Genomic DNA, 12,631 nt, shown 5'->3' with positions numbered 1-12,631 from the left:
GTATAGCCACTGGGGGGACCCCATTAACTCAATGCCTCTGAGGTCCCGCGCCTTAAGACGCCACCATCAAGGGCATCTCGCCACCGGTCCTGCAACTACAAACTCGCGTGACTGCCCCGTATACGGCGACAACCGACCTGCCTGATTAGCCACGCTCTCAAAGCGGATGCGATAGGTTCCCTGCGCAGTGTTGCGTGGAATCCGCCACAGTATTTCGGCAGCAGAAGTAAAGTTGGGATTAAACGGTGACTCAGGAGTATCTGATTTCCAGTTAAAGGTCGTTTCAGGGTCCGCATCTACCGCAATTTTTGCCCAAGTACCGTCTGATCGTTTGCGTTCAACGAACAAGAAGCTGCTCTCGGTTTTCAGGTCAGCATTCGGGCTCGATGCTTGGAAGACGGCGCGGGCTGTGTCGCCGGGCTTGTAACTGGCATTGGCATCGGTCACTACAGCACCAAATGATGAGCCAGGCGGCGCTATGTCGGTGCCCTGTAGCGGCAAGATGCGAGTCAGCAGTGGCTTAGTGCGTGGAGGAGTAGGTCCCACATCGTTTGCACGAGCATCCCGCATATCCAGTGCAAGGCGACGAAACTCCTGCTGCACAGCGGCAAGTGTCCATGGGCCAAACACGTTTGAGGCCCCTTCATACTGTTGCTGGGCATACTCCTCGCGGGTAGTCAGGTATTGCGTGTAGGCGTTGGTCAAACTGGAAATCACAACATAGTCCACGCCATCGGCCTTAAGCACGTCTAAAACGGTTTTTTGCAGGCGGCGACCGGCCATGGTGGTAGTTTCCCAGGGCAGGCCAATAATTGCCAAGTTACCCAGTCGAATCAGTTGAAACGGCAGTATTTTGGGGGTGGCACTCACCGGTGAGCCAATCGGTAACACAATGGGTTTTTCTGCGTGGCACATAAGATTAAGGCCGGGAACTGCCTTAAGATTACAGCCGACGAGATTGGCAAGCGTATGTCCGGGCAATGTGCCGTTCGGAAGGTTTTTGAGGTCGGCAATCAGACCGGCTACGAGATCTGGATTACTGCAAGTGATCCCCGCAGGTGTGGTGCCGCCCGGCTCCCCAGGTGCTCTGCCATCTCCACCCGTTGCGAAGGATACGCCCAACGCTGCTGAACAGGTGCGCTTGGGGTTGGCATCCATTTTTGTGGGATGCATGAGCGACGCCAAAATTTCAGGGTCGGTCACCTCTACCGAGTCCATTTTCACCCAGCTAAAACGGTAGTCCACGGGGCCGCTCAATTGGTCCTGCGCGCCCGCATATAACGCCAATGCCTTGTTGAGCTGTGCCTGCCCGTTGGCAACAGTGAGTCGAGACGGTTCGTTGGGTGGTAAATGAATTTCTTTCTTGGCTAGCAATTCGGGGTTGTCGAAATATAAGAAAGAAAAGACATCCCCCGCCTCTGACTGCATAAAACTTGAAACAAAGGGCTCGGCCGAATCGGCGGGCGATGCTTTAAAGCGCTCAAACAGATACTCCGCATAGCCTTTGTTGTCACTGCTGTTGGGTAGCGGTTGGCCGTTTCTGAGGTGATAGTCCGATGTGGGGTGTACTGCGAACCAATTCAGGCTGCCCACTTCTTTGCCATTGTCGCGTTGAAGGCGCAGCAGCGTCATCAGTCGATTGGTGCTGATTTCATTGCCCGCAACATCGACATATTGCTTGCGCTCGGCCTCAGTATTAAAGCTGTAGGCGGGCAGTGCACGATTCTTGTTGGCACCTAGCAGTTCGCCCTGATTGAGGCGGATACGACCACTTTCTGGGTGTGCGACCAGATTTTTATGTGCCTGCTGAATGGACCGGAACATGCCGTCGACAGTGACCTTAAATTCTTGCGGGTCATGACCGCCACGCAGTGCGATGTATTCGAGAGAGTGTGACTGGCCGCCGGGGCCTGAGTGGTTATGCGTAGCGCTCAACATAACATTGTCTGGACCATACAGCTTGCTGAGCACCGGGTCGGCGGCGATGCGATCCAGTACGGCTTGACGCTGTGCCTCAAACACCGCGAGGGTATCGGTCAGCATCAACAACACACGCCGACCATTGCAGGGAGAGGCAATAATGAAGGTACGCGCGAACTGGCGCATCTGAACACCCGTTGTGTACACGGAGGAGCTTTCTACGCCCATCATAATTTTACCGGCGGCGGCCCCGGTGATATCGGCTTTGCCAGCGGCAAACAAGAATTCGGTGCTACCTTGGCATTGACGAAATGAACTGACCGGCCCAGTCGCGGCTGCGCTTGGTACCGGCTTAGGAGAAGTTTGGAACAGATCTTCGCCATACTTTAACCAAGGGCTGCTGGCGAGGCATTCTGTGGCAAGTTGAAGTTCAGCGCTCTCATTCGCAGCTGCGCTGTTAGGCGCGGATGAGCTCGAGGAGCCGCCACAGCCAGAAAGTGCAAGCACAACAGCCAGTGCCGTGAATCGAGGAAATAGTAGTGACTGCATAATCCTGTATTCCAAATATTATTGTTTTATCGAGGTGAGCGAGCACCTGCCGACACCAAAGGAACTTATCAGTTCCTTTGGTGTCTGTCTACTTTGCTGCACCCAAGGCAGGAGGCTCTCTGTCTGTTTGGTTTGACCGGCGAAATGATCTGGCTGGCGCTGCTCAGTTATTTCTTCGGGGAGAAGCGCGAAGCCATGCAGGTGCTAGCCGAACGCTTCCTGCTCAGCTCTGACTCGCCATCCATACCGTCTGCTGCTATTCAATAACCACAGCATGTGCAGCCTTGAATTGAGCCTTTAACAAGCGCTCGACATGTAGTCTCAGCCATTTATGGCCAGGATCTGAGTCGGCACTTTTATGCCAGTACATTGCCACCTTGATGGCGGGCAATTTCAGCGGCAACTCCATAATGGTCAACGGAAAAAATTGGGACGACCAGTGCCCGACCGCCTTCGATAGCGTCAATATTAAATCAGACTCCGCCACGATCTGGCAGGCGGCAAAGTAGTGCTGTGTCTGCATCGCGATGACACGATTGATGCCTTGGCTGGAGAGGATGAACTTTTCCAATGACTGCCCGGAGGAGCTGTTAGAGACCGTAATATGCCGTGCGGCCAGATAGCGATCTAATGTCAGTGGCTGCAGGCTCAACGGATGCCCCTGGCGCATCGCCACGCAAAATACATCTTCGACCAACGGACATTTGAGAATATCGTTCCCGGTCGGTAGTGAGATATCAATCACCAAAGAAAGATCGCCAGCACTAAGCAAGCGAGACATCTGATCACGGACAAAGTAGTTGCTGTGCACTTTTAGGAGCGGGGCCTGCCGCTGAATTTCGGCCATCAAGGTCGGCATCAATGCAATCTCGAAGGGATCACGCATACCAATCAAGAAACGGCGGGTCGATGTTTTGGGATCAAAGTCCTGACCTTTCAGCACGCTGTCATGGAGTACTTGAACCGCACCAGAGATTTCCTGAGCCAGCTGATGTGCCAGGGGCGTAGGGACGACTCGGCGGCCTTGCCGCACAAACAGGGGGTCGTCAAAGTTTTCCCGCAGTCGCGATAGCGCGTTGCTGACAGCAGGCTGCGTGATGTGCAGCTCCGTCGCTGCCGTCGTCAAACCACCTGTTCTGTAAATGACCTCAAAGACACGGAACAAATTCAAGTCTATGGATGTCGGCTGGCTCATGCATTCATGCCATCAATGTTTATTGATAAAAAACATCAATTAGATTTATCACTAAAAGCTATGCACTGTAAATGCCTAGTAAAGCCTCCTAGCGGGCTAACAAGGCTCGACACAACGGTATTTGAGACTCGCATATGAATACATCACGATTCTGGCTGAATGTTGGCCTGGCCCTGACACTAGCCTGTGCGTTAGCCGGTTGCTCGAAGTCTTCCCACAAGAATGATGCTGCTGACCTCTCTTCTGAGGAAGGGGCAGCCAAAATCTTCACCATTTGCCCTGGCGAGAGTGCACAAAAAGAGGCACTTATTGCGTTTTTCGAGGCTCGCGAAGGTGACACGATTCGCTTCTGTGCGGGCAGCTTCGAGTTTGATGCGGGCTTGGTCATGACAGGTAATCGCGGCATCACCATCGAAGGCGCAGGCTTGGATAAAACCATCCTGTCGTTCAAAGACAGTCCTGCGCAAGATGGCATCAGCATCAACAATGTTGACGGCATTACCGTGCAAAATCTCACGCTCTATGATGCCCCTGGCAATGGCCTGCGCGTCTTCCGCTCGAAGCATGTGACCTTGCGCAAGATCAAGGTGGGCTGGAGTGTTGCCGACCCGGTATCGCCTAATTTCATCAATAGCCCGAATGTTTGGAAGAAAAATGGTGCGTATGCCATTTACCCGGTGCTCAGTCGCCACATCCTGATTGAGGATAGTGTTGCTATCGGCTCATCGGACGCGGGTGTTTATATTGGCCAATCGAGCGACATTCTGGCTCGTCGAAATGAAGCCTTTCACAATGTGGCCGGCTTCGAGTTTGAAAATACCTACCGAGCTGAGTTTGTCGACAACATAGCGCACGACAATACCGCCGGGTTTTACATTTTTGACCTGCCGGGTCGGGCGCAGTTTGGTGAGAAAAACAAGGTTCATCGCAATAAGGCCTACAGTAACAATGTGCCCAATTTCGGCTTTGGCATTTTAGGTCAGTCCCCTAGCGGCCTTGGCATGGTGGTTCACTCCATTGATCAAGTCGAGGTTGTGGATAACGACATCAAAGACAACAAGACCGCTGGCTTGCTGATCATGAATTACGGTTTGTTTGACCCTAATGAGCCCACCAAAAATTATGATTTCTTCCCCGAAGGCATTCATGTCGCCAATAACAAATTTACAGACAATGGCTACGACCCTCAGAAGGTAGATTTGTCACGCAGTACTTGTCGTGGCCCTTATGGATTGCCGGCACTCGGTCAGGATGTGACTTGTCTGGGCGAAAATGCGTCGCTACTGGTGGCCATTGTGCAGCTGAAAAATGCGGGCCGCTCAGGGCATATTCTCTGGGATGGTGCTGTGGATTCACCCGGTTCGAGCGGTGCCTGCGACATCATGCCGGTTGATCGTGACGGCATCCCGCTGGATAAGCCAAATCCCAAGGAAACAACCCGGCCTGAGCCTCGCCTGGATGAGCGTGGGCGCCCCAATTTCTACCAGTTCGACCCGATTCCTACCTGCAAATACAACACCTGGAAATTCAAGGCAGACGGTACGCTGAAAAAGCCGCAAAACGGCATGTGCATTGAAAATAACAACAAGTTCATTAATAGCGGCCTGAACGGATTGCTGGTTAGCGACTTCGTCAGATTTAACTTCACCAGCTCGGATATCACAGATCCCAACAACCTGATGCCCGTCAGCACCACCAAGCCGATGGATTGCCCCACGGTCGAGGCCAAGCTGTTGCCCGAGTTCACGCCACAGCTTGGCAGATTTACGCCGAATCCAGGCAATGATCCCCGGCCGTCCGATCAAACCATTGCGGCTGTGTGCGGAAAAGGCAAGCCGGGTCAAATTAATTACGCGGCCCTGCGAAGCTACAATTGTCCACGCTTGGAGCAATACGGCCTGTTCAAGGATGCTGCGGAGCCGCGCAAAGACGCTAGCGGCTTTGGTATCCCTTATGATCTGAATACGGCACTTTTCTCTGATTACTCCTCGAAGTATCGCTTTCTGTTCTTGCCGCCCGATGACTCCGGTCGCCCTCAGAAGGCCATCTTTCAAGATCACAAGAAGTGCGAAACCCTCAACATTTTTGACTGCCTGACCGCGACGCTGCAATTCCCGGTGGGGACTGTTCTTGCCAAGACATTCACCTTCAAAGACGGTGCTAATGAAGAGGTTGTGGAGACTCGTCTGCTGATCAAGCGTCAAGGCAGCAATGGCCACATTCGTTGGGTAGGCATGGCTTACGAGTGGGTCAAATCGGCAGATGGCAGTCGCCAGGCCGTCCTGCGTATTGAAGGGGCTACCAGAAAGACAACATACAACTATGACGACAGCGACCCGGCGGCTGTCGATGCCACGGGCAAGCGCTTGCACTATCAGGGCAGCGTTGAGAAATACGGAATTCCCAATGCGGGTGCCTGCATTCTGTGCCACAACGGCGATGACCTAGAGGCAGGTGCGCCGCCCATTGGCCCCAAAGTGCGAAATCTCAACAAGAACTACGCCTATCCGGATGCTAGCGGCACCATGAATCAGCTGGCCTATATGCAAATGAAGGGCCTGCTGGATTTGCCGGGCGACCCTGGCACGCTGGAGAAAATGCCCAAATTCAATGTGCCCGGGAGCACGGGCGAAACACCGAACTCACCGGCAGATATCCATAAGCGTGCGCGTGCCTTTCTGGAGGTGAATTGCATGCATTGCCATAATGTTGCCGGTAATGCTCAGAACTCTGGCCTGAAACTGGATTCATTTGTGGAGCCCATGGGTGCAAGCCATGGCATCTGCAAGCCCCCCATCGCCGCTGGCAAAGCCGCAGAGATAGGCCCTTACGATATCCAGCCAGGTGATGCAGCAAAGTCCATCTTGGTCGGTCGTGTAGCGTCAAGTGAGCCCGGTAAGCGGATGCCGCCTGCAGGGCGCACCGTCATGCAACCTGAAGCGGTTACTTTATTGACTCAGTGGGTCAATAACAGCGTGGGTATCTTCGCGGACCCTGCTGCTAATCATTGCGGCTCCTCAAGCAGCACGATGCCGTCGGCTGTTCCGGTGCCGACAACGCCAACGACCGCCGCCAGAAAGTCAGCTACTAAACACTAACAGGCCCGACTTTGGGCCGCCTGGAGAAAAGCGCATGCCAAGATTCAACAGTACCTTTGCACACACGATTTTTTATTTTGGTATTGCCGAGCTTGTGGGCGGTGTAGGCATGCTGTTATTGCCGCAGCTTCATGCCGAGCTGCTTGGCTTGCCTGAAGGCTCCGTGTTGCTGCTTCGGGTTATTGGTGTTCTAGCGGCTGCATTTGGCTACTACTACCTCCGCTTCGCGCTCATTGAAGACCCGGATTTTGCGCGCTTCTCGGTACAGGTGAGAAGCGGCTTGACCCTGGCCTGGCTGATCATGGTCGCGCAGGGGAGCTTGCCTTTGGCCTTCATCGGCGTTGCTATTTATGACGCTGCTGGTGCGCTCTGGACGGCACGGGCGTTGCGGCAGAAAAAGTCGAGCGTGAAGGCATAGCTTACCCATTTGCCGACTACCGTCTGGCGGACTCTAAAAATGAATTCAAATCACGATGATTTTGGCGGCATCAACGCTAACCCTATAGTTCCGCGCCGTACGGTACTTAAAGTTGCTGGTGCTGTGCTCATAAGCGCTTGGCTTTTACCTATTTCTGGCTGTTTGCCTGCCTCCCGTAAATTAGGACGGGCAGCTGCAGACATGTTCGGCCCGGCTATTCCAACGCCCTATGGCCGCTTTCTCACTGCCGATGAACGGAAAACATTACGCGCCTTTGTGGATAGGCTAATCCCTGGTGGAGACAGGCCGGGAGCAGTAGATGCGGAGTGTGATGTTGCTATCGATGCTTTTTTGGCCGCTTTTCTGACGGACCCGCCTTTAATCTATGCTGGGGCGCCATTTTCAGATCGTGGCGGCGCAATGGATAATGGTTTTGCACGCTTCATACCGCTGGACGCGTATGAGGAGTTGGCTTGGCGTATCGTAATTGAAGGGTCGCAAGGGCTCCAAGAGCGCGAAGTCAATGGGCCCGTCAAAGGTTTGCAACAAATTTTTCGCGAAGGATTGGCGCATCTTGAGATGCGTGCGCAAGCTGCTGGCGGTGGGACATTTGCAGACCTGCCTGCTATCGCGCGCGATCTCATTGTGTTCGATGTGACTGATAACGAAGTTCAAGCACTGGTGGATGTGGCTTTCCCGGCAACGCTGAATGCGATGTACGGAGCACCAGAGTATGGCGGCAATAAGAACTTGGTCGGCTGGACCTCGAATGACTTTGAGGGTGATGTGCAGCCTCGCGGATACACCGATGCTCAAGTAGTCAACAGTGATACGCCTCTCCTCATCGATACATTGCTGCCTCCGTCTTATGGCCGCAATTCCAAGAAACAACAGGCAGTGGCCACAGCCGTCCCTAAAAGCTTGCCAATTGACTTTTCAGCGTTGCCTCTGCCTTTACTGCTGATGTCTGCTGAAGGCGCTGCAGGGATGATCGGCGATGCACAAGGGTCACTTGCGCGTCTGCGGGCAAGTCTGGAGCCTTATTTGAACAGCAGCGCAATCCTTCGTTGGGAGAATAAAAATGCCTGAGGCAATCATTATTGGTTCTGGTGCTGCCGGCAGCATTGCTGCACATGAGTTGGCACGGCAAGGATGGTCCGTCACGGTTCTGGAGCGCGGCCGCAACTTGCGCCCTGGCTTTGGGGAAGTCGAAAGCCGTGACTTGCAGACGCTGTATTCCAGCGATGAAATCAAAGTTGTGCGTACCTTTGGGTTTCCCCTGCCGCAACTTGAGCCGATTACCGGACGCACGCAGAGCCAGGCTGAGTCAGGCATGGCGCGTACAACTCAAGGCGTACATGTCTCTCTAGGCGCAGCTGTTGGCGGCACATCCTTGCACTACAACGCGAAGTTCCCGCGCTTCTGGAAGCATAACTTCACGCAGCTTTCTGACCTCGGTCCGGTTGATGGTGCACAAGTCGCAGACTGGCCCATAAGCTATGACGATCTTGCCCCGTTTTACGATGAAGTAGAGCGTACGGTTGGGGTACAGGGCGATGTTACCAAGATGCCCGCAAAAACCTTGGCACAAGCACCTCGTAGTGGGCAGTTCGTGATGCCGCCAAATCCAACGGCCTTTTCGGCGCGCTTGTTGGCTCAAGGTGCTTTAAATGTGGGCTGGAGCCCATATCCCTATCCGTCTGCGGTCAATTCCATTGCATTTGACGGGCGACCTGCCTGTAACTCGTGTGGTTTGTGCTCATCCTTCGGCTGCCCGATCAATGCCCGTGGCGATGCCATGGTTTCGTATCTGAATCCAGCGGTGCTTACTGGGCGAGTCAAGGTGATTGAACGGGCTTTGGTCTCCCGAATCGCTACTACCGCTGATGGCCGGCGTGCAACAGATGTGCATTACTTTGATCGTGATGGGATCGAGCGCCGTATTACGGCAGACAAAATTCTGCTGGCGGCCAGCCCTATTCAGACGGCGCGCTTATTGTTGTTGTCCGCGAACTCGGCCCATCCCACAGGGCTCGGAAACCGATCAGATCAGGTGGGGCGGAACATGATGTTCCATACCTTTATTATTGGCGGTGCTCAGATGGTGCGAGATCCGCAGTCTTCTCGGATGCAAAGTTCGCCCGTAGAGATCGACGACCTCGTGGGGCCCTTCACAGGTCCGGAAGTAACTGCTTTGGGTGTGCCGTACATCAAGGGAGGGTTGATTCAGGTAGGGGGATCAATGACGCTGATGGAAGAGGCCTATTTTTATGCAGGCCTCGGGATTCCACCTGGCGAAGCGCACAAAAGAGCGATGCAAGTTTCTATCACGCGTAGAACGCTTGCAGGCATACAGTTTGTCGGAGAAGACCTTGCACAGGCGGCTAATCGGGTTGACTTGGACCCCAATATTCGGGATTGGCGCGGCGTACCCGTTCCTCGGGTGACATGGTCTCCGCATGCGCATGAAAAAGCTGCCGCTGCATATCTCTCTCCAAAACTCTTGGCTATGTTGCAGGCCACACCGGGGGCGACCGGCGCTGCGGTGATACCTGCTCCCTTGCTTTCCGACGATGCCTATAAAGGCTTTCACCATGCTGGCACGGCACGCTTTGGTGATAACCCTGAAACGAGTGTGTGTGATCGCTGGGGGCGATTGCATGATGTCGATAATGTGCATGTTATCGATGCCTCTCTGTTTCCGACTTTTCCTGGCTTCAACCCCACACTGACAATTTTCGCCAACTCTCTGCGTATTGCTCGTGCAATTGCTCAGGGGCTAACCTAATGAAATCCAAGATGCTAGAAGTCCGCAAAGGCATTGTCTTGTGTCTGCTTTTTCTGCCCATGGCCGTCGGCCTTGTTGGCTGCGGTAGCAGCCATGAAAAGGAAGCAACATCAGCGAGGGCGGGCTCGTTCAGTATTCTGGTGTTCTCTCGTACAACCGACTTCCGGCATGTCTCCATCGAAACTGGCGTACAAACGGTACAGCAACTGGGAGCTGAAAATGGCTTTACGGTAGATCATACGGAGGACCCTACAGCCTTCACATCGGTCAATCTCGCCAAGTATGCGGCCGTACTCTGGCTAAGTACGACGGGAGATGTTCTGAATGAGGAGCAGCAAAAAGCCTTCGAAGGCTATATCTCTAAGGGTGGAGGCTATGTGGGTGTTCACTCGGCATCTGATACGGAGCATGACTGGCCTTATTATGGCGAGCTGGTTGGTGCATATTTCGCGAGTCATCCCGTCTGGCCTCCTGGGTTGAATAATGAGGGGCAAACTTTTGGCATTCAGGAAGCAGAGTTCATTCGCGAAGCGGCAGAGCACCCTGCCACCGTGCATCTGCCTGCGCGCTGGCGTGTAACGGACGAATTTTACTCATTCTTGACAAACCCACGCGGCAAGGTTCGAGTTCTGCTTAGCATCGACGAAAGTACATATAACCCCGATCCTAATACGACAAATATCCCTCCGGGGCCGTATTTTCCAGGCGGCCGAACAGGCGTCATGAATGATCACCCGATGAGTTGGTGCCATGATAATTTCGGCGGCCGCTCTTGGTATACCGCTTTAGGACATGATGAAGCCTTATATAGCGACCCTGCCTTTCGTCAGCATTTGCTGGGCGGCATCTTGACTGCAACACGGCGTATAAGAGCGGATTGCAGGCCGCGAGAGATAGGCCCATTAGCTGAGCCAAACGAAGGGCCATCATTTAGTGCAACCAGTGTGCTTGATTATTGATGTTCACGCTCACTGCGATTGCAAAGAATAATAAAGCCATGAAAAAGCTCTTGGGGACGGTTGCTATGTATGTAAACAAGAATAACTGGGCTTTTATTGTTAGTGACAGCGTGCTTTCTGTTGAGTTTTGGGCACCGCTGTTGCGCAATGGCCTGTTTGGGTGCTGCGACCCCTTCCCGATACTACAAGCACATTAGATGGCAAGGTCACTGACCTGCTAGGTATTTCGGTGCGTCCGCTCGGATAGTCGTGCGGCTCAATAATATGAAAGGGCATGAAGTATGAAAATTCTGGTGGTTGGCGCGGGCGCGGTCGGGCAGGTTTATGCATGGTATCTGGCGCAGGGTGGCCATGAGGTGAGTTTCTTTGTGAAGGCCCAATACGCTGAGGCGTTGAGCAGCGGCACTACGCTGTATCGCCTTGGCCGCTGGCGCACCCAGTTGCAGGATTTTCGCGGCTTTAATCTGCTCACTGAGCCTGCAGCAGTCGCCGCTCAGCGCTGGGATCAAGTCTGGCTGGCACTGCCTTCGGATGCCATGCGCGGAGAGCTGGCGACCCGTATTCTTGCATCCGTGGGTGGGGCCACGGTGATCTGCTTGCAGCCGGATATCGAGGATATCGACTATGTGCGAGCACATGTGCCGGCTGAGCAGGTTGTGCAGGGACTGATTACCTTTATCAGCTATTATTCGCCATTGCCTGGCTGCACCGGTCCTGAGGGCATGGCCTATTACCTGCCGCCGTTGGCACCAGGCCTGTTCGGTGGCGAGGCGCAGCGTGTAGGTATTGTGGTTGCTGCGCTCAAGGCGGGCGGAATGACTGCGAAAGTGGTGCCTGATTTTGATAAAGCGGCTGCGGGTGCCCCAGCCATGATGCAGCCGCTGATTGCGGCTTTGGAGCTCAACGCGTGGCGCTTGAGCGGCTTTACGGCCAGCTCAGTTTTTGGTGTGGGCCTGGATGCTTCCCGCGAAGCGCTGGCAGTGGCTGAAAAGCATGCTGGCGCTGATGTCCGTCTGCTCAAGCCTCTGCTGAGGCCACTGGTCTGGAAGCTACTTTTACCCTTGATCAGGCAGCTACTGCCGTTCGATCTGGAAAGTCAGTTGCGTTACCACTTCAGCAAGGTCAGAAAGCAAACTCTCCTGATGCTAGATTCTTATATTCGTCTTGGGAAGTACTACGGCGTGCCTACGCCGGCTCTTGAGGTGCTGCGCGGTCAATTGGTGCCAGTTCAAGCGGATTGGCACGCCATACACGATGCGAGTGTCCTGAGTCGTTTGGAAAAGGGGTAGTTGCTTCTGAGAGGTATTTGCGCAACAGCGCCGTGTTGTGGGGCGGCCTTGCTGTTCCATGTACCGTAGCACGCCGTTCTCGATCAATCCGCCTGCAGGTCGGAGAAAGACCATGTTCAATCTCATGGCTGAAAACACACTCCTCGTTCGTGACGCAAACGGTGACTACGTACCGGCACCATCCGTGGTAATCCTAGAAGCTGCGCGTCAGGTCAACGACATCAATATGCAGTGGATCGTCATATGACGAAGCGCCTGAAGGGCGCGCTGGCGCTGCTGGAAGTTGGGGTGTTCGACCACATCGTGGTCGGTGGGCGGCAGACAGTGTCTTTTGCGGAAGAAGGGCTCATCTGAGCCCAAGGGGGATTACCAGTCCAGAGGAGCTAGTTTTAATTGACTTAAAACGGCGTCACAT

The 12,631-nt window shown here is 54.0% G+C and carries 11 protein-coding genes; 9 read left to right on the top strand and 2 right to left on the bottom strand.

Translation table 11 applies throughout. From position 1 onward, the window contains the following. Positions 1 to 66: 66 nt before the first annotated feature. Positions 67 to 2,469 (bottom strand): neutral/alkaline non-lysosomal ceramidase N-terminal domain-containing protein, encoded by a 2,403-nt coding sequence (locus tag A8710_RS09315; protein ID WP_068859952.1) that lies wholly within the window; start codon positions 2,467 to 2,469, stop codon positions 67 to 69. A 144-nt stretch (positions 2,470 to 2,613) separates the two neighbouring features. On the opposite strand from A8710_RS09315, the gene A8710_RS12495 reads away from it, so the two are divergent. Beyond that, positions 2,614 to 2,736, top strand: a complete 123-nt coding sequence (locus tag A8710_RS12495; RefSeq protein ID WP_264753531.1) for a hypothetical protein — start codon at positions 2,614 to 2,616, stop codon at positions 2,734 to 2,736. Here A8710_RS12495 and A8710_RS09310 read toward each other — a convergent pair. Further along, on the bottom strand, positions 2,726 to 3,664 hold the full coding sequence (locus A8710_RS09310; RefSeq protein ID WP_068859950.1) for a LysR family transcriptional regulator: 939 nt from the start codon (positions 3,662 to 3,664) through the stop codon (positions 2,726 to 2,728). The two genes, A8710_RS12495 and A8710_RS09310, sit on opposite strands and share 11 nt — an antisense overlap. Before the next feature lie 134 nt (positions 3,665 to 3,798). Here A8710_RS09310 and A8710_RS09305 point away from each other — a divergent pair, with 134 nt between their 5' ends. The 8 genes from A8710_RS09305 (at position 3,799) to A8710_RS12115 (ending at position 12,570) form a co-directional block, all read left to right on the top strand. Further along, positions 3,799 to 6,762: a parallel beta-helix domain-containing protein gene (locus A8710_RS09305; RefSeq protein ID WP_068859946.1), complete on the top strand. Its 2,964-nt coding sequence runs from the start codon at positions 3,799 to 3,801 to the stop codon at positions 6,760 to 6,762. Positions 6,763 to 6,796: 34 nt separating this feature from the next. After that, the gene (locus tag A8710_RS09300; RefSeq protein WP_068859944.1) at positions 6,797 to 7,180 is read left to right on the top strand and encodes a hypothetical protein; all 384 of its coding nucleotides are present in this window, start codon (positions 6,797 to 6,799) and stop codon (positions 7,178 to 7,180) included. Positions 7,181 to 7,219: 39 nt separating this feature from the next. Further along, on the top strand, positions 7,220 to 8,269 hold the full coding sequence (locus tag A8710_RS09295) for a gluconate 2-dehydrogenase subunit 3 family protein (protein ID WP_094078685.1): 1,050 nt from the start codon (positions 7,220 to 7,222) through the stop codon (positions 8,267 to 8,269). Further along, positions 8,262 to 9,968 carry a GMC family oxidoreductase gene (locus tag A8710_RS09290; RefSeq protein ID WP_068859940.1) on the top strand — a complete coding sequence of 569 codons (1,707 nt, stop codon included), beginning with the start codon at positions 8,262 to 8,264 and terminating at the stop codon, positions 9,966 to 9,968. Before A8710_RS09295 ends, A8710_RS09290 begins: the two co-directional genes overlap by 8 nt. Then, a complete protein-coding gene (locus A8710_RS09285; protein WP_082968771.1) occupies positions 9,968 to 10,927 on the top strand; it encodes a ThuA domain-containing protein in 960 nt (319 codons plus the stop codon). Before A8710_RS09290 ends, A8710_RS09285 begins: the two co-directional genes overlap by 1 nt. Before the next feature lie 281 nt (positions 10,928 to 11,208). Beyond that, the gene (locus tag A8710_RS09275; RefSeq protein WP_068859934.1) at positions 11,209 to 12,216 is read left to right on the top strand and encodes a ketopantoate reductase family protein; all 1,008 of its coding nucleotides are present in this window, start codon (positions 11,209 to 11,211) and stop codon (positions 12,214 to 12,216) included. 112 nt (positions 12,217 to 12,328) lie between these two features. Next, on the top strand, positions 12,329 to 12,463 hold the full coding sequence (locus A8710_RS12490) for a hypothetical protein (RefSeq protein ID WP_264753530.1): 135 nt from the start codon (positions 12,329 to 12,331) through the stop codon (positions 12,461 to 12,463). Continuing rightward, on the top strand, positions 12,460 to 12,570 hold the full coding sequence (locus A8710_RS12115; protein WP_082968770.1) for a JAB domain-containing protein: 111 nt from the start codon (positions 12,460 to 12,462) through the stop codon (positions 12,568 to 12,570). Before A8710_RS12490 ends, A8710_RS12115 begins: the two co-directional genes overlap by 4 nt. The last annotated feature ends 61 nt before the right edge of the window (positions 12,571 to 12,631 follow it).

Source organism: Perlucidibaca aquatica (genome assembly GCF_001676655.1).
Taxonomy (GTDB): Bacteria; Pseudomonadota; Gammaproteobacteria; order Pseudomonadales; family Moraxellaceae; genus Perlucidibaca; species Perlucidibaca aquatica.
The sequence above is the reverse complement of the archived record's forward strand: the minus strand, read 5'-3'. Positions and strand labels throughout refer to the sequence as shown.